The following is a 17,422-nucleotide window of genomic DNA, read 5'->3' as shown; positions in this document are numbered from 1 at the left end:
CGTCATGCCGGTTTCGACTTTCCGATGCGCGGCTCCTCGCCCCTGACGAGGCGCGCGATATTGGCGCGGTGGGTCACGAAAATCGCCGCCCCCATGATGACGGCGGGAAGGATGAGGTCGCCCCGCCCCAGCGCCCAGGCCGCGAAGGGCGACAGCACGCTCGCGGTCAGCGCCGAGAGGGACGAGATGCGGAATACGAGCGCCATGACGATCCACACCCCGATGAAGATCAGCCCCAGCGGCCAGAACAGGCCGAACAGCACGCCAATACTGGTGGCAACCCCCTTGCCGCCTTTGAAGCCCAGCCACATCGGGAAAAGATGCCCGAAGAAGGCGGCAAGCCCGCCGAGGATGCCGGCCTCGGGGCCATAGAGCCAGCCCATCAGCGCGGCGGGCACGGCGCCTTTCGCCGCATCGAGGATCAGCGTGAGGCCGGCAACCGTCTTGTTCCCGGTGCGCAGCACGTTGGTGGCCCCGATATTGCCGGATCCGACCGTGCGGATGTCGCCAAGCCCCGCGGACTTCACCAGGATCAGCCCGAAGGGAATGGCGCCGCAGAGATAGCCGAACACCAGCGCAATCAGCATTTCGAGGCCGGAGCCCATCATTCCCCCATGCACGCCATGCTTGTTCTCGTTCCCCTCCCTCCCCGCGACAAGACGGGGGAAGGACAGGGGCACGGTTCACCTGCGAGCGTATGCGAAGACGCTTTCGCCCGCAACGACGGTCTCCACTGCGCGGCCTTCCAGCGTGCGGCGCTCGAAGGGCGAGTTTTTGGCGCGCGAGCGCAGGCCATCTTTCTCGACCGTCCAGGACAGGTGCTTGTCCAGCAGCGCGAAATCGGCCGGAGCGCCCGGCGCGAGGCGGCCGGTTTCGAGCCGCAGGATCCCGGCCGGCATTGACGACATGGTCTCGACCAGCCGCGCCATCGGCACGCCGTCGTTGTGGTGCAGCCCCAGCGCGGCGGAGAGCATGGTCTCAAGCCCAATGGCGCCATAAGCGGCTTCCGCGAAGGGCAGGCGCTTGGTGTCTGCGCTGTGCGGATCATGGCCGGAGACGATCACGTCGATGGTGCCATCGCTCAACGCCTCGACGAGTGCCCGCCGGTCCTCCTCGGCGCGGAGCGGCGGCGAGAGTTTGAAGAAGGTGCGGTAGGCGCCGATGTCGTTCTCGTTGAGCACGAGATGATGGATCGACACGCCGCAGGTGACGGGCAGCCCCTTCGCCTTGGCAGCGCGCATCACCTCCACGGATTGGCGGCTTGAAATCTGCGAGGCGTGATAGCGCGCACCCGTCATCTCGACAAGGCGCAGGTCGCGCTCCAGCATGATGACTTCCGCCATGGCCGGATTGCCCGAAAGGCCAAGACGGCTTGCCGCCTCGCCGGCGTTCATAACGCCAGTCGACAGCGTGGGCTCCTCCACATGCTGCACCACGAGCAGGTCGAAATCCTTGGCATAGGTCAGCGCGCGGCGGAACACATTGGCGCTGGCCACAGCTTTGGTGCCCTCGGTGATGGCCACGGCCCCGGCTTCCTTGAGCAAGCCGATCTCGGTCATCAGCTCGCCCTGCAAGCCCTTGGTGATCGCCGCCATCGCGGCGACGCGCACCGAGGCGGTATCGCGCGCGCGCCTCAGAATGAAGTCGACGATCGCCGCATCGTCGATCACCGGCTGGGTGTTGGGCATGACGATCATGGTGGTGACGCCGCCGGCCGCCGCGGCTTCCGAGGCGCTCGCCAGCGTCTCGCGGTATTCCGTGCCGGGCTCGCCGGTGAAGACCCGCATGTCGATCAGGCCGGGAATGAGGGCGACGCCCTTGCAGTCGGTGATCTGCGCGGAAGAGCCCACGCTGTCCTTCGTCACCTTCGGCCCCACGTCGAGGATCCAGCCATCCTCGATCAGAATCCCGCCCCTGCCGGCCAGCCCCTGGGCGGGGGCCACGATCTCGGCATTCACATAGGCGCGGCGGCGCGCGTTCTGGCGGGCAGGATTAATCATGCATTGTCTCCGCCGGGGATGTTGCGGGAGAGCGCGTCGAGCACCGCCATTCGCACGGCCACACCCATCTCGACCTGCTCGCGGATCACCGACTGCACGCCGTCGGCGGCATCCGAGTCGATCTCGATACCGCGGTTCATCGGGCCCGGGTGCATCACCATGGCGTCGGGCTTGGCGAGCCTCAGCTTACCGGCATCGAGGCCATAGAAGCGGTAATATTCGCGGATCGAGGGCACGAAGGCTCCCGTCATGCGTTCAAGCTGCAGGCGCAGCATCATGACAACGTCCGCCCCCCGGAGGCCCGTCTCCATGCTGCGGTGGACTTCGACGCCGAAATTGGCGATGCCGGACGGCAGCAGCGTCGAGGGCGCGACCACCCGCACATGCGCGCCCAGCCGGTTGAGCAGATGGATGTTGGAGCGGGCGACCCGCGAATGCAGCACGTCGCCGCAGATCGCCACGGTCAGGCCCTCGAAAGTCTCCTTGTGGCGGCGTATGGTCAGCGCATCGAGAAGTGCTTGAGTAGGGTGCTCATGCTGGCCATCGCCCGCATTAATGACAGCACAGGAGACTTTCTGCGCCAGCAGCTCGGCAGCCCCTGACGAGGGATGCCGCACCACCAGAAAATCCGGCTGCATGGCGTTGATGGTCATCGCCGTGTCAAGCAGCGTCTCGCCCTTGGAGACTGCGGATGTGGCCACCGCCATGTTCATCACGTCGGCGCCCATACGTTTGCCGGCGATCTCGAAGGAGCTTTGCGTGCGGGTGGAGGCCTCGAAGAACAGGTTCACCTGCGTCCTGCCCTGAAGCACCAATTGCCGCTTATCGGTCTGGCGGCTCACCTCGACATAGCGTTCGGCGAGGTCGAGAAGGCGGATAGCTTCGAGGGAGGAGATATCCTCGATGGCCAGCAAGTGCTGGCGCCTGAGGAGCGGCGGGCGGGCTTCGCGTGTCATTAAAGCCGGGTGTGTAAGCGCTATTTCCGCCCCCGGCAAGGGCGATCTCAAGCCTTTGCACAGCGGGTTAACGGGCCACACCCGCCAGCCACAAAACGAGGGGAATTGTGACGGCCGCGGCGATCACCTGAATGGTCAGCATGTTGGCCACCATGGGCGCATCGCCCCCCATCTTGCGGGCCAGGACATAGGAGCCGGAGCCGGTCGGCACCGCCCCGCAAAGGAGCGCCACCGCGAAGGCCTCGCCATCAACACCCATCAGCCACAGGCTTGCCGCCATCAGGGCCGGCATGGCCAGGAGCTTCAGCACGACGGCCAGCGCCACCGGCCGCCATTCCGTGACTACGGAGCCGATGCGCAGGCCAGCCCCCACGGTGAGCAAGGCAAGGCCCAGAGCGCCGCGCCCAATCATGTCCAGCACCTGCAGCGCCATGGCCGGAAGCTCCAGCCCCGAAAGCTGCCAGGCGACACCGCCGAGGGAGGAGAAGACAAAGGGGTTCTTCAGAATCGACAGCAGAAGCCGGCCCGGCGGCACATCGGTCTCGTGCGCGAAGCGGGCCATGACGGTGACGCAAAGGATGTTGAGCAGCGGCGTCATCACCGCCGCACTCACCGCGCCCAGCGACAGCGCCTGCGTGCCGAAGGTCAGCGGGATGATGGCGAAGGCGATAAAGGTGTGCCAGCGCGCCGCCCCCTGCACGAGCGAGGTGAATTGCGGCCCGTTAATCCCCAGCGCCGCCATCAGCGGCTTGTTGAACAGGACGAGCAGCCCGATCATCGCGATCACCGAAATCGCCATGGCTCCCGCCATCTGCATCACCGGCACGTTGGAGAAATCCGCCGCCGCGATCTCCTTGAAGATGATCGCCGGGAACAGCACGAAATAGCAGACATGGTCGAGACCCGCCCATTGCCCGTCCGGGATGACTTGCCCTTTCCTCAGCGCAAAACCGACGAGGATCACCATGAAGACCGGAAGAAGCGCGAGGAAGATCGCCGTCATCTGAGCGAGTCGAGTGCGGCCTGCAAAATCCATGCGGCGGCGAGCTTGTCGATCACCGCGTCACGCTTGGCGCGCGAGGCATCGGCCTGGATGAGCATCCGCTCCACCGCCGCCGTCGATAGCCGCTCATCCCAAAATACGATGGGGATGGGCGACAGCCTGCCGAAATTGCGCGCAAAGGACCGGGTGGACTGGCAGCGCGGCCCTTCCGTGCCGTCCATGTTGACAGGCAGCCCCAGCACGATGAGCCCGATGTTCTCCGCCGCCGCAATGGCGATCAGCCGCTCCGCATCGAGCGTGAACTTCTTGCGCGCGATGGTCTCGACGGGGGTCGCGATCATCCGGGTGCGGTCGGAGGTGGCAACCCCGATGGTCTTGGCGCCGAGGTCGAGCCCCATCAGCCGCCGGCCGACGGGAATGGCGGCAACGGCATCGGCAAGGGTGAGGTCGGGGGCGGCCATGGTATTCACCTAGACCATTCCGCGGCGGTGCGAAACCGCTGCCTTGCCATTCCCGTGACAGGGGAGGATACATCGCCATCCACAGGAGTGCCTCAGATGAAGATCGCCTATCACGGCCATTCGGCTTTCCGCATCGAAACCGGCGGGGCTGTCATCCTTGTCGACCCGTTCTTCACCGGAAATCCCGCTGCGAAATCCAGCTGGCAGGAGGCAAGCCAGGGGCTCACCCATCTCCTCCTCACCCACGGCCATGGCGACCACGTGGGCGACTCGGTCGAGATCCTCAAGGCCACGGGCGCCACGCTCGTTTCCAATTTCGAGGTCTGCTCATGGCTCAACGGCAAGGGGGTGGAGAAATACAGCCCCGGCAACCATGGCGGCCGCATCGGTTTCGACGGTTTCGACGTGATCTTCACCAACGCATGGCATTCCTCCTCCGATATGGTGGCGGGGCAGCCGGTCTATCTCGGCAACCCGTCGGGTTTCGTGATCGCGCCGAAGAAAGAGCAGGGCAACACGCTCTACATCGCCGGCGACACCGGCATCTCCTATGACATGAAGCTCATCAATGAGCTCTATCGCCCCGACATCGGCATCCTGCCGATCGGCGACCGGTTCACCATGGGCGGCGATCAGGCAGCCCATGCCTGCCGCCATTTTTTCGATTTCAAAACGGTGATCCCCTGCCACTTCGCCTCCTTCAAGGGCTTTGTGGATGACGACGCCTCGAAGTTCCTCAAGGCCATGGGCCCCGATGCCGGCAAGGTCCGCGTCATGGCGTCCGGCGAAACGCTGACCTTCTGATGCGCAAGAAGGCTGCACGCCCGGCCGGCCCCGCCGTTGATCCGCTTCCGCCGGGTTCCCAACCCGACATGCGCCCGTTGCACGGCCGCTGGGTGCTGCTTGAGCCGGTGTCGGCGGAACGCCACGCCAGGGACCTCTATGAAAGCTTCAAGGACAGCGATCCGGACGGGACAGTCTGGACTTACCTGGGCTACGGCCCTTGGGCGAGCTTCGAACAGTTCGAATCCTGGATAGGGGAGCGGCAGGCCTCGCGCGATCCGTGGTTCTATGCCTTCATCGACCGCGCCACCGGCAAAGCCGTGGGCATGGGCAGCTTCATGCGGTCAGACGCCCCCAATGGGGTGATCGAGATCGGACATATCTGGATGTCGCCCGGCCTGCAGCAAACCCGCGAGGCCACCGAAGCGATCTTCCTGATGATCCGCCACTGCTTCGATGACCTCGGCGTGCGCCGCCTCGAATGGAAATGCGACGCCTTGAACGCCCCCTCGCGCAAGGCGGCCGCGCGCTTTGGCTTCGAATTCGAGGGCATCTTCCACCAGCACATGATCGTCAAAGGCCGCAACCGCGACACCGCGTGGTTCGCCATGCTGGACAAGGACTGGCGCCGCGTGAGGGCCGGCTTCGAGCGCTGGCTCCGGCCTGAGAACTTCGACGAGAAGGGCCGTCAGAAAGCACCCCTGGCGGTGGCATGAGCGGGAACGGAGCCTGAACAAACAGGCCTTATTCACAAACTTCAACCCCTGCGCTACCTCACCGTGCAGCAGTGACTTGCCGGGGGTCGTTATGGCGAAAAAGAAATCCGCAATCGAGCACCTGAACAGCGGGCGCGAGCCGCACATCGTCCATGTCATCCCGCGCGGTGCGCCGGGTTATGCGGAGGCCAAGGGCGGGGCCATGGTGGTGTCGAGCCCGGCGGAGGTTGACGCGCTGATCCGCAAGCTCGAACCGGGCGAGGTCGTGACGCTCGATGATCTCAGGACGGCGCTCGCGCGGCGTCACAAGGTGGCGGTGGCCTGCCCGGTCTCGACCGCCATCTTCGCCAACATGTCGGCCCGCGCGGCGGAGGAGCGGCGGGCGCGCGGCGTTCCGCAGGACGAACTCACACCCTGGTGGCGGGTGCTGCGCAAGGGCGGCTTCCTCAACCCAAAGCTCCCTGGCGGTGTCGAACGCCAGTCGGTGCTGCTCGCAGCGGAAGGGGTACGCGCCTCGCCGCTGCGCAAGCAACTGGCCGTCTATGACTATGAAGCGCGCAAGCCTGAGCGCAACATCGAGGAGGCCTGACCCATGAAGACCGCTATCATTGTCGTTGCAGGTTCGATCCTCGCCCTTGGAGGCGTTGTGCTGATTGCTGGGCTGCTTCTGCCCAGGACCACCGAAGCCAACCGGTCCGTGGTGCTGCCTGTCCCCGTCGAGCGCGTCTTCGCAAAGGTCGCCGACGCAGCGGGGCAAGCGAACTGGCGCTCCGACATCGGCAGGATCGAGATGGCGTCTGACGGGCAGAACTGGGTGGAACAAACCAGCGACGGCGACCGGATCGCATTCAGGATCGAGGAAAGCCTGCCCAATGAGCGCTTCGCCATCTCCTATGTCTCCGCCCGCGGCTTCAACGGTGAATGGACCGGCCGTTTCACGCCGCAGGGCGAAGGGACACGCCTTGAGGTGACCGAGCGGGTCACGATCCCCAATCCTGTCTTCCGGCTTATCGGCCGTCTCGTTGCCCCGCCTGGATCGCACACGGATCTTTACCTGGCCGACCTGGGCAAGGCGCTTATGCCACCGGCCCCCGGGCCCTAGAGGCGCGGGCTCGAAAGCCAAGTTGCAGGGGGCCGGAGCGGATGCTATTCCGCGCGCTTGGATTAAGCCTCAAGGACTGGATTCCCCGATGTCTGTCGATCAGCAAACCGTCAAGCGCGTGGCGCGGCTTGCGCGCCTGAAGGTGAAGGACGAGGACGTGCCGCGGCTTGCGGGCGAACTAAACGCCATCTTGGGCTTCATCGAGCAGCTGAACGAGGTCGATATCGCCACTGTCGAGCCCATGACCTCCGTCGTGACCATGAAGATGAAGATGCGCCAGGACGAGGTGACCGACGGACACTATCCGCAGAAAATCGTCGCCAATGCGCCCGCGAAGGACGATGACTTCTTCATGGTGCCGAAGGTGGTGGAGTAAGCGATGACCAGCCTTACCGCCCTCACCATTTCCGCCGCCCGCGAGGGTTTGAAGAAAAAGCAGTTCTCCGCCCTCGAACTGACGGACGCTTATCTCGCCGCCATGGAGAAGGCACGCTTGCTCAATGCCTATGTCGTCGAGACGCCGGAGAAAGCGCGTGAGATGGCCAGGGCCTCGGATGCCCGGCTCGCCGCGGGGCAGGGCGGGGCGCTCGAAGGCATCCCGCTCGGCATCAAGGACCTCTTCGCCACCGAGGGTGTCCACACCCAGGCCTGCAGCCACATCCTCGACGGCTTCAAGCCGCAGTATGAATCAACCGTAAGCGCCAATCTCTGGCGTGACGGCGCCGTCATGCTCGGCAAGCTCAACATGGATGAGTTCGCCATGGGCTCCTCCAACGAGACGAGCTACTACGGCAACGTCATCAATCCGTGGAAACGCAAGGGCTCCAACGCCGCCCTCGTGCCCGGCGGCTCTTCGGGTGGTTCGGCTGCCGCAGTCGCCGCCCACATCTGCGCCGCCGCCACGGCCACTGACACCGGCGGCTCCATCCGCCAGCCCGCGGCCTTCACCGGCACGGTGGGCATGAAGCCCACCTATGGCCGCTGCTCGCGCTGGGGCATCGTCGCCTTCGCCTCGTCTCTCGATCAGGCCGGCCCCATCGCGCGCGACGTGCGCGATGCCGCGATCATGCTGAAGTCCATGGCGAGTGTGGATCCGAAGGACACGACCTCCGTCGATCTCCCCGTCCCGGACTACGAAGCCGCCATCGGCCGCCCCATCAAGGGCCTGCGCGTCGGCATCCCGAAGGAATACCGCGTCGACGGCATGCCCGCCGAGATCGATGCGCTGTGGCAGAAGGGCGCCGAGTGGCTGAAGGCTGAAGGAGCGGAGATCGTCGAGATTTCGCTGCCCCACACAAAATACGCTCTTCCCGCCTATTACATCGTGGCGCCCGCCGAGGCCTCCTCCAACCTCGCGCGCTATGACGGCGTGCGCTATGGCTTGCGCGTCCCCGGTGACGACATCGTGGATATGTACGAGAACTCCCGCGCCGCCGGCTTCGGCCGCGAAGTGCAGCGCCGCATCCTGATCGGCACCTATGTGCTGTCGGCGGGTTACTACGACGCCTATTACGTCCGCGCCCAGAAGGTCCGCACACTGATCAAACAGGACTTCGACAAGGCCTGGAGCGAGGTCGACTTGGTGCTGACCCCCGCCACCCCCAGCCCCGCCTTCGCGCCGGGCGAGATCACGGACCCTGTGCAGATGTATCTGAACGACATCTTCACGGTGACGGTGAACATGGCTGGCCTCCCGGGCATCGCGGTCCCCGCCGGCCTCTCGGCGGATGGCCTGCCATTGGGCCTCCAGCTCATCGGCAAGCCCTTCGGCGAGGAGACGCTGTTCCAGGCTGCGGCGGCGATCGAGCAGGCGGCCGGACGGTTCAGCGCGTGGCCCTGCTGGTAGGCCGGGGTCACTCCCCGTCGTAAAGGAAGGGCATCGCGGCGGACCGCGCCTCCATCTCGCAAGGGAGAATACTTTCTGGTTGACTATGTGAACGATTTTACCCTAGGGAAGGTTGTAGTTGGTATCCGGGGTTCGAAACGATGTCATCGGCTTTGAGGTTTGTGCCGACATTGCCTGCGGCGGCCTATTCCTCTGCGGAGCGCTTCGACTTAGAATTCCGCACTATCTTCCGGTGCGAATGGCTCTACGCGCTTCATGTGTCGCAGCTGCCGGAACCGGGCAGCTACCAGACCTTCGACGTCGGACCGGTGCCGCTGCTTATCGTGCGTGGCAGCGATCAAGTGATCCGCGCCTTTTATAATGTCTGCGTGCACCGCGGCCACGTTCTGGCGGTGGGCGCGGGCAGGGTTAACCAGTTCACCTGTCCCTATCATGCCTGGACCTATCGCACGGATGGCGTGTTGCGGGCGGTGCCGGGTCTCGGCAGCGGACAGTTCCCCTGCGGTCATGATGGGCTGCGCCCGGTCGAGGTGATCGTCCGGCACGGGTTTGTATTCGTGCGGATCGAAGCGGGGCCGGACAATTTCGACGAACGTTTCGGCGGCTTCCTGGCGGAGCTTGAGGCGAAGTCCCCCGCCCTCGACAGGTTGCGCTTCGCCAGGCGATTCACGGCGGAGGTCGCCGGAAACTGGAAGGTGATGGTCGAGAACTATCTCGAGTGCTATCACTGCACACCGACCCACCCGGCCCTCGCCGATCTGATGTGCATCCCCGCCTTCGAGGTCTCGCAATCGGCGTTCTACGTGTCGACGCGTGCGCCGGCGCTGCGGCCGGACAATGCCGCCTACCGCCATACGCCGCGTGAGGGCATGCAGACGGAGTTTTCCGGCTGGGGCCTGTGGCCCAACCTCACCTTCAACATTTTCCCCGGCCAGCAGAACCTTCTCGTCTTCCATATGATGCCGGTCTCGGCCGAGCGCACCATTGGCTATTGCGACTACTTCTTTGTCGATGGCGCGGTCGATGCCGAAGCGCAGGCGCTGATGGACTGGGAAGGAAACGTGCTGGAGCGCGAAGACAATGAGCTGATCGTGGCGGCGCACAAGGGCCTGAAGTCCGGCGCTCTCGAGCATGGGGTGTTCGTGGTCAACCCGGCGCAGCCGGCCCTCACCGAGGGTCCGCTTGCCCACTTCAATAGCCTCGTCGCCCGCGCTGTCGGTGCCAGATGAGTCCTGCGGCGGGGCAGCACGTCACGGGCGTGGCAGCTGCCTCCCTTGCCGCTTTGTGTTGGGCCAGCGCCACGGTGCTCTCCAAGGCAGCGCTCCAGAACACCTCTCCCGTGCTGCTGCTCACCTTGCAGCTGATAGTGAGCAACATGCTGTTGTGGGGCGTTATCCTCGTCCTGCGCCGCAGGCTGCCGCCACGTCCTGCGGCTGGCCGCATCGCGCTGCTGGGGCTCCTGGAGCCGGGTCTCGCCTATCTTCTCGGCCTCATCGGACTAGTCAGCGTGGGAGCAGGGGTGGCCACACTCATCCAGGCCAGCGAGGCGATCATGATCCTGGTGCTTGCGGCAGTCCTGCTGGCGCAGCCGTTGCGGGTGCCGGTCGTGGTGTCGTCGCTCGTCGCGCTGGCGGGCCTCGCCATGGCCCTGGGACTCTTCGACACCGGCGCCGGGGAGAACGATCCGACCGGCGTCATCCTCATTTTCGTGGCCACCGCCGCCGCTGCCGTTTATGTGACGCTCAGCGCCCGCATTGCCGCCAATCACGACACTTCGGTGATCGTGGGCCTGCAGCAGCTCTCGGCCCTGGTGCTGGCGCTGACGGCCCTTCCGGCGGATGCGCTGCTCTTCGGGGGGCTGGCGGGGCCATCGGGGGCCGGCGAGTGGACGGTGGTAATCATCTCGGGCGTGCTGCAATATGCGGTGGCCTTTTCCCTCTACATGTATGCGCTGGCGAGGATCTCGGCAGGGCTGGCTGGAAGCTGCCTCAACCTCACCCCTGTGTTCGGGCTGGTGCTGGCGTTTTTGCTTCTGGGCGAGGTGCTCACGGGCCTGCAGCTTCTCGGCGCGGTGATCACCATTCTCGCGGTCGGCTACATTCACCTGCGAGCCGGGGCGGTACAGCACTGACGCGCACTTTCATGGGTCCGCGCCCCTGCCCGGCGCGACCCGACGACGCGCTTGAGCGGTTACGGGAAATGCCCGGAGCAGCCGGGCATTTTGAGATCGGGCAGCGGGCGCTGCGGGGCACTTCCACTTATTTCGGCTGCGGCACCACGCGCAGGTATGGCTTCAGCGTCTTCCAGCCGCCGGGGAACTTCTCCTTGGCGGCATCGTCAGAAATGGAGGCGAGGATGATCACGTCCTCGCCCTGCTTCCAGTCGGCGGGTGTGGCGACCGACTTCGTTGCGGTGAGCTGGAGGGAGTCCACCACGCGCACGATTTCGTTGAAGTTACGGCCCGTGCTCATCGGATAGGCGGCGATGAACTTGATCTTCTTGTCCGGCCCGATGACGAAGACGTTGCGCACGGTCGCATTGTCCGCCGCGGTGCGGCCCTTGGCGTTGCCCGACGCATTGGGGTGGATCATGCCATAGAGCTTCGCCACGGAAAGATCCTCGTCGCCGATCATCGGATAATTCACCGTGGCGCCGGTCACGTCCTTGATGTCGTCCTTCCAGCGCTTGTGATCCTCGACCGAGTCGATCGAGATGCCGATCAGCTTCACGCCACGCTTGTCGAAATCGTGCTTCATCTTGGCGACCGAGCCGAGTTCGGTTGTGCAGACGGGGGTGAAATCCTTGGGGTGGGAGAAGAACACCACCCAGGAGCCGTCGATGTAATCATGGAACTTCAGGCGTCCTTCCGTGGTGTTGGCCTCGAAGTCCGGGGCGATGTCGCCGATTTGCAGGGTCATGTGGGAGCCTCCATCATTGTCTGGCGCGGTAGTAGAGTATAGTGCAGGTCGGGTTCTGAATAAAGAACATTTTGTCCGGCATTTCGCTCAACCCGGCTTTGCGGGAATCGCCGAACCCGGGTTAGCTATGGGCCACACCGGAGAACCGCCGCCATGAAGTATATCACCGCCTTTCCCGCCCTCGCCATCGTCATCGCGGCCTATCTGCTCATGGGGCCGGGCGGCGGCATGATGATCGACGGCGATGCCTATTCGATGACGCTCGCCTCGGGCGCGGAAATGACGCTGCGCGGCGGCGATTTCTTCGTGATCGCCGGTCTCATTGCCTTGTTTCTCAACATGGTCAAGGCGGCATGGCCGGGGTGGGCGGCGGTCCTCGGCCACATCCTCTCGGTCGCCACTTTCGGGGTGGCACTCGTGGCGTTCCTGCTGGTCGATTATGCCGGCACAGCCACCTTCTTCATCCTGACGTTGATGACGCTTATCGATGTCATCGCCGGTCTTCTGATGTCGCTGTTCTTATCCCGCCGCGAACAGGCGCTCGCGGCCGGCCGCTGAGGGCTGTCACGCAAGAGTTGCATAAACCACCTATTCTGTTAACGTTACGTCAAGTGTCCGGCGGTGGCGCATTGGCACGTAACATGATGGGGGTGTGGAATGCGCGGTTTTTCAGCCTGGCTTGGCCTGCTCGTCACCCTGTTCCTGTCCGCCTTGCCACCGGGCCCCGCCGCAGCGCAGGAGGCCACGGGGCCCATCGCCGTGATGGGCCACGGCGCCTTCCTCGACAAGAGTGGCAACCAGATCATTCCAACCGCCAGCTTCGTCACCAGCGCCATCGCCTGGTACATCAATGACGCCTATGGCCGCGTGCCGCTGGAAAAGCGCACCGTCTTCGACCGCCAGCTCGCCGCCGCCCGGCGTGACCGCGTGCTCTCCGCCAACCAGCGCCTGATGCTCGACCTGCGCGCCGCCGACTGGCTCTATGCCAACGCCAAACCCGTCCCCTCGGACGAGAGCAACCGCCGCGGCCTCAACAGCCTTGCCTATGTGCTGCGCTTCGACCTGCCGAAAACGGCAACCCCCGGCACGCTCGTCTATGGCAAGCCCATCGATCTCGGCGCGGATTTCGAAGCCTATCTGCAGCGCTATGGCTTCGGCACCGCCGTCACGCTCGCGCCGCGCTCGGCCACCACCAATTCGGGCCTCGCCTACATCAATGAGTGCCGCAGCCACGGCGTGCCCATCCCGCCGCCCATCGGCGACCCGCGCTGGGTGAGCCAGGGCTTCATTCCCACCGACCAGCTGTTCCTGTTCAACAGCAGCGTCGAGGTGATGACCTATGTCAGCACCAGCCCGGAGGGAATGTGCATCGCGCTGCCGCGCTCGGATGACACCAACCCGGACGATGGCGTGACCGTGGCGCTCGATGGCATCGTCTGCCTCGGCAAGCGCGCCTCGCCCATCACCGGCAAGTCGACCACCTGCTTCTGGGACAACCAGATGAACGGCTTGTCATTCGCCTTCACGAAGGGCACGCGCATTCCCATTGGCTGGAACGACCCTGCGCAGGTCAGCCCCAATCCCACCGGACGCTTCATGAGCGGCGGCGCCCAGCTCACCAGTCCCTTGGCGGGCATGTGCACCGATTGCCACGCCGGGCAAAACCCCTTCATCGTCCATCCGATGAACCCGGTTCCGCCGCGCGCCGCCAACCTGCCGCAGTTCGCCCCCGCCGAAACGGTGCTGGGCAAGCTCGGCAAGCCACCCTTCAGCATGCCGATGTTCGGCGACACCTGGTATGACCCGATCGTGCTCGCCTCCTGGCCGCAGAACACCAAGCGCCTGAACGATGCCTATCTGCCGAATGCTTGTGCCGGCTGCCATGCCGCGGGCGGCACGGGCGGCCAGCTGCCGCATCTCTCGACGGCAATCCCGGGCTATTGCGGCCGCGTGCTGCGCCAGGCGATCCAGGTGGGTGTTCCGCATTCCATGCCGCAGTTCACCCCCGGCAGTGCTGCGGGCGACGCGGACGTGAAGGCCATTGCCGACCTTACGCCCACAACCACCAACCCCACGCCCTTCTGCGGCATTGGCCCCACGGCGGGCCCGTCGGACCGCGGCGACCCTCACATCGTCACCACCAACGGCATCGCTTATGACTTCCAGGCGGCGGGTGAATTCGTGGCGCTGCGCGACCAGGACGGCATTTTCGAACTGCAGACGCGGCAGAGCCCGGTGCTCACCAACTTCGTTCCGGGGCCGGATCGCTATCACGGCATCGCCAGCTGCGTGAGCCTCAACACCGCGGTGGCGCTGAAGCTTGGCAAGCAGCGCGTCACCTACCAGCAGACCGGCGTCGCGGGAAAAGAGCAGCGCGTGCAATTGCGCATCGATGGCCACGCCACCACGCTCGAGAGCGGGCGCCTCGACCTCGGCAATGGCAATGCCATCACTGCCAATGGCGGCGGCAGCCTCACCTTCGCGGCGGCCGATGGCACGCGCGTCATTGCGACGCCCCGTTACTGGGACTCGCAAGGCTATTGGTACATCGACGTCGAGGTGCTGGGCACCTCGGCGCGCGCCGGCATCATGGGCCATGTGGCCGGCGGCGAATGGCTGCCGCGTGGTGGGGGCCGCGAGAATTTCGGCCCCATGCCGGCATCGGTGGCAAATCGCTTCGCGGTGCTCTACGGCAAGTTCGCGCGGACCTGGCGGGTGACCGACAACACCAGCCTCTTCGATTATGCAGCCGGTCAGACCGCGAAGAGCTTCGTCGACCCCAACTGGCCCGCCACCAACAATAAGTGCCAGGTCAGTGCGCTGGGCGGCGCGCCGCTGGTGAAGGAGCCCGCGTCACTCGATGTCGCCAAGCAGGTCTGCGCCAGCCTGACCGACAAGCAGGCCCGCGAGCAGTGCATCTTCGACGTTCAGGTGCTGGGCGATCCGCTTGCGGCAGAAGCCTATTTCCGCACGCTGAAGATCCGAGCTGCCGTCGAGGCCACGATGCGGTGAGTGCTCAGGCCTTGATGCGCTCTCCCTTCGGGTCATAGAAGGCCTGGAACTGCACGCTCGCCGGATAGCGCTTCCAGGCCAGTTCCACTTCCCATGTGCCGTTCGCGATCCAGTCCTTGGTCACCCCGTCCTTGTTGTGGACATAGCCCAGCCCCAGAGACAGGTTCACGCGGTGCCCCCAGGCGCCCGACGTGGTCGAGCCGACGATCACGCCGTTCCGGTAGATCGGCTCCTCGTGATAGATCATCGGGGCCTTCTCCGAATTGTCCTCCAGCGCCAGGCAGACGAAGCGCCTTGCCAGCACCGGCAGCGCCTTCTGCCTCAGCAGCGCCTCGCGGCCGATGAAGCCGCCCGGCTTGTCCCATGCGACCGCGAAGCCGAGGCCTGCTTCCAGCGGCGTATCCTCATCCGCGATGTCATGGCCCCAGTGGCGGTAGGCCTTCTCGGTGCGGCAGTTGTTCATGGTATGCATGCCGGCCGGCGTGAGGCCGAACTCCGTGCCCGCGGCCTGCAGCACCTCGAAGACATGCGCCGTGAATTCCGTGGGGATATAGAGCTCCCAGCCCAGCTCGCCCACATAGGTGATGCGGCTCGCCCGCACGCGGGCATAGCCGATCTCGAGTTCCTTCGACGTGCCGAAGGGGAAGGCGGCGTTGGAGAGGTCCGCGCCCGACACCTTCTCCAGCAGCGCGCGCGACTTCGGGCCCATCACCGCGATCATGGGAAGGCCAGAAGTGATGTCGATCGACACGCACTGCGCGTCCGCCGGGGTGTGGCGCTTGAGCCAGGCCATGTCGCGCGTCTGCGGGGCCGCACCGGTGACGACGAGGAAGCGGTTCTCCTCGATCCGCGTGACCGTGAGGTCCGCCTCGATGCCGCCGCGCTCGTTGAGCCACTGGGTATAGACGATGCGGCCCGGCTCCACGTCGACATTGGCGGCGGAGACGCGGTTCAGCACCTTGCATGCGTCGCGGCCCTCGACCGAATACTTCGCGAAGCTCGACTGGTCGAAGAAGGCGCAGTTGGCCATCAGTTGCTTGGCCTCGTAGTCCGCACAGGGGAACCAGTTCTGGCGGCCATAGGAATATTCATATTCAGGCTTCACGCCGCCGCGGGCATACCAGTTGGGCCGCTCCCAGCCATTGACCTCGCCGAAGACCGCGCCCAGCTCCTTCTCGTAATGATAGAGCGGCGAACGGCGCACGCCGCGCGCCGTCTCCGCCTGGCGGTAGGGCCAGTGCATGGCATAGAGCAGGCCGAGAGATTCCGACACGCGCTCGCGCACGTAAGATTTCACCGACTGGAAGGGATGAATGCGGCGGATGTCCATGCCCGTGACGTCCATCGGCGGATGGCCGTTCTTGATCCACTTGGACAGCACGAGGCCCGCGCCGCCCGAGGACTGGATACCGATCGAGTTGAAGCCCGCCGCCACATAGACGTTCCTCACCTCCGGCGCCTCGCCCAGGTAATATTTCACGTCCGGCGTGAAGCTCTCGGGGCCATTGAAGAACAGCTGGATGCCCGCCGTCTCGAGCAGCGGCACGCGGTTGATGGCATTGGCGAGAATAGGCTCAAAATGGTCCATGTCTTCGGGCAGCGTCACGAAGGCATGGTCCTCGTCGATGCCGCCGCCGCCCCAGGGCTTGGCCTTGGGCTCGAAGGCGCCCACCATCAGCTTGCCCGCATCCTCCTTGTAATAGGTGCACTCGTCGGGAACGCGCACCACCGGCATGTTGCGCGGCAGCTCCGCGATGGGCTCCGACACGATGTAGAAATGCTCGCAGGCATGCAGCGGAATGTTGACGCCGATCGACCGGCCAAGATCGCGCGACCACATGCCCGACGCCACCACCACCTTGTCGGCCATGATCGTGCCGTCGGTGGTCTCGACGCCATAGGCTGCGCCATCCTTGGTCAGGATGCGGGTGACCTTGACGTTCTCCAGCACCTTCGCCCCGCGCGAGCGCGCGCCCTGGGCCAGCGCCTGGGTCACGTCGATGGGGTTCACCTGTCCGTCCTTGGGCAGGAACACGCCGCCCTTGACGTTCTCCATGTTGTAATGCGGCAGCCGCGCGTGGATTTCGCCCACCGAAATCACCTGCACGTCGAGGCCGAAGTTCTTGGCCATGGACGCGCCGCGGACCAACTCCTCCAGCCGCCCGTCGGTCAAGGCCACCGAGATCGATCCGTTCTGCTTGAAGCCGGTGGCCTGTCCGGTCTCCTTCTCCAGCCCCTCGAAGAGCGTTGTCGTATACTTGGCGAGTTCGGTCAGGTTGCGCGTGGCGCGCAGCTGGCCCACGAGGCCCGCCGCATGCCAAGTCGTGCCGGAGGTCAGCTGCTTGCGCTCCAGCAACACCACGTCGGTAATCCCCTCCTTCGTCAGGTGATAGGCGATCGAACAACCGACAATGCCGCCGCCGATGATGAGGACGTCGGTGCGGGCGGGCAGGGACTTGGACATGGATGGAAGACTCCGGATCAGCTGAGGAGGTCTTCTAACAGGCGCGGTCCTGCATCCGGAAGCGCCAAACCGCCTCACGGGCGCGGACCAGCCTTTCACCCGCCGACGGGGCCAGCGGCCAAATTCCTTTGCAGGGGAAATCGGTTTGGACTAAATCGTTC

The 17,422-nt window shown here is 65.0% G+C and carries 17 protein-coding genes; 10 read left to right on the top strand and 7 right to left on the bottom strand.

Going from position 1 to position 17,422, the window contains the following annotated elements; all coding sequences use genetic code 11:
• Positions 1 to 2: 2 nt before the first annotated feature.
• The 5 genes from plsY to ruvX all read right to left on the bottom strand — a co-directional run bounded on the left by plsY (position 3) and on the right by ruvX (position 4,420).
• Positions 3 to 608, bottom strand: coding sequence for a glycerol-3-phosphate 1-O-acyltransferase PlsY (plsY, locus tag IOC82_RS08045; protein ID WP_290545663.1), 606 nt, complete (start codon positions 606 to 608; stop codon positions 3 to 5).
• A 75-nt stretch (positions 609 to 683) separates the two neighbouring features.
• Positions 684 to 2,000: a dihydroorotase gene (pyrC, locus tag IOC82_RS08040; RefSeq protein WP_290545662.1), complete on the bottom strand. Its 1,317-nt coding sequence runs from the start codon at positions 1,998 to 2,000 to the stop codon at positions 684 to 686.
• The gene (locus IOC82_RS08035) at positions 1,997 to 2,956 is read right to left on the bottom strand and encodes an aspartate carbamoyltransferase catalytic subunit (RefSeq protein ID WP_290545661.1); all 960 of its coding nucleotides are present in this window, start codon (positions 2,954 to 2,956) and stop codon (positions 1,997 to 1,999) included. The genes pyrC and IOC82_RS08035 overlap by 4 nt, the downstream gene beginning before the upstream one ends.
• Positions 2,957 to 3,023: 67 nt before the next feature.
• A complete protein-coding gene (locus tag IOC82_RS08030; protein WP_290545660.1) occupies positions 3,024 to 3,959 on the bottom strand; it encodes an AEC family transporter in 936 nt (311 codons plus the stop codon).
• Positions 3,956 to 4,420 (bottom strand): Holliday junction resolvase RuvX, encoded by a 465-nt coding sequence (gene ruvX / locus IOC82_RS08025; protein ID WP_290545659.1) that lies wholly within the window; start codon positions 4,418 to 4,420, stop codon positions 3,956 to 3,958. Before ruvX ends, IOC82_RS08030 begins: the two co-directional genes overlap by 4 nt.
• 96 nt (positions 4,421 to 4,516) lie before the next feature.
• Between ruvX and IOC82_RS08020 the strand changes: the two genes are divergently transcribed.
• From IOC82_RS08020 to IOC82_RS07985, 8 genes are all read left to right on the top strand, one after another.
• Positions 4,517 to 5,224, top strand: a complete 708-nt coding sequence (locus tag IOC82_RS08020; RefSeq protein ID WP_290545658.1) for a metal-dependent hydrolase — start codon at positions 4,517 to 4,519, stop codon at positions 5,222 to 5,224.
• A 68-nt stretch (positions 5,225 to 5,292) separates the two neighbouring features.
• Complete coding sequence (locus IOC82_RS08015) at positions 5,293 to 5,919, top strand: GNAT family protein (RefSeq protein WP_290545657.1); 627 nt, start codon at positions 5,293 to 5,295, stop codon at positions 5,917 to 5,919.
• A gap of 91 nt (positions 5,920 to 6,010) precedes the next feature.
• Positions 6,011 to 6,508 carry an MGMT family protein gene (locus IOC82_RS08010; protein WP_290545656.1) on the top strand — a complete coding sequence of 166 codons (498 nt, stop codon included), beginning with the start codon at positions 6,011 to 6,013 and terminating at the stop codon, positions 6,506 to 6,508.
• A 3-nt stretch (positions 6,509 to 6,511) separates the two neighbouring features.
• Complete coding sequence (locus tag IOC82_RS08005; protein ID WP_290545655.1) at positions 6,512 to 7,021, top strand: SRPBCC family protein; 510 nt, start codon at positions 6,512 to 6,514, stop codon at positions 7,019 to 7,021.
• An 88-nt stretch (positions 7,022 to 7,109) separates the two neighbouring features.
• Positions 7,110 to 7,397, top strand: a complete 288-nt coding sequence (gene gatC, locus IOC82_RS08000; RefSeq protein ID WP_290545654.1) for an Asp-tRNA(Asn)/Glu-tRNA(Gln) amidotransferase subunit GatC — start codon at positions 7,110 to 7,112, stop codon at positions 7,395 to 7,397.
• A gap of 3 nt (positions 7,398 to 7,400) precedes the next feature.
• Positions 7,401 to 8,867 carry an Asp-tRNA(Asn)/Glu-tRNA(Gln) amidotransferase subunit GatA gene (gene gatA / locus IOC82_RS07995; protein ID WP_290545653.1) on the top strand — a complete coding sequence of 489 codons (1,467 nt, stop codon included), beginning with the start codon at positions 7,401 to 7,403 and terminating at the stop codon, positions 8,865 to 8,867.
• 140 nt (positions 8,868 to 9,007) lie between these two features.
• A complete protein-coding gene (locus IOC82_RS07990) occupies positions 9,008 to 10,096 on the top strand; it encodes an aromatic ring-hydroxylating dioxygenase subunit alpha (RefSeq protein ID WP_290545652.1) in 1,089 nt (362 codons plus the stop codon).
• Positions 10,097 to 10,125: 29 nt separating this feature from the next.
• Positions 10,126 to 10,998 carry a DMT family transporter gene (locus IOC82_RS07985; protein WP_290545651.1) on the top strand — a complete coding sequence of 291 codons (873 nt, stop codon included), beginning with the start codon at positions 10,126 to 10,128 and terminating at the stop codon, positions 10,996 to 10,998.
• A 127-nt stretch (positions 10,999 to 11,125) separates the two neighbouring features.
• On the opposite strand, the gene IOC82_RS07980 is transcribed toward IOC82_RS07985, so the two are convergent.
• Positions 11,126 to 11,785, bottom strand: coding sequence for a peroxiredoxin (locus IOC82_RS07980; protein ID WP_290545650.1), 660 nt, complete (start codon positions 11,783 to 11,785; stop codon positions 11,126 to 11,128).
• A gap of 153 nt (positions 11,786 to 11,938) precedes the next feature.
• Here IOC82_RS07980 and IOC82_RS07975 point away from each other — a divergent pair, with 153 nt between their 5' ends.
• Together IOC82_RS07975 and IOC82_RS07970 are read left to right on the top strand one after the other, a co-directional pair.
• Positions 11,939 to 12,343, top strand: coding sequence for a hypothetical protein (locus tag IOC82_RS07975; RefSeq protein WP_290545649.1), 405 nt, complete (start codon positions 11,939 to 11,941; stop codon positions 12,341 to 12,343).
• A 99-nt stretch (positions 12,344 to 12,442) separates the two neighbouring features.
• A complete protein-coding gene (locus IOC82_RS07970; RefSeq protein ID WP_290545648.1) occupies positions 12,443 to 14,797 on the top strand; it encodes a c-type cytochrome in 2,355 nt (784 codons plus the stop codon).
• A gap of 4 nt (positions 14,798 to 14,801) precedes the next feature.
• On the opposite strand, the gene IOC82_RS07965 is transcribed toward IOC82_RS07970, so the two are convergent.
• Complete coding sequence (locus IOC82_RS07965; protein ID WP_290545647.1) at positions 14,802 to 17,261, bottom strand: FAD-dependent oxidoreductase; 2,460 nt, start codon at positions 17,259 to 17,261, stop codon at positions 14,802 to 14,804.
• Between the last annotated feature and the right edge of the window lie 161 nt (positions 17,262 to 17,422).

This window comes from Aestuariivirga sp., from assembly GCF_020252395.1.
In the GTDB taxonomy this organism is placed as follows: domain Bacteria; phylum Pseudomonadota; class Alphaproteobacteria; order Rhizobiales; family Aestuariivirgaceae; genus Aestuariivirga.
Note: the sequence above shows the minus strand (reverse complement) of the source record. Positions and strands in the feature narration are given on the sequence as shown.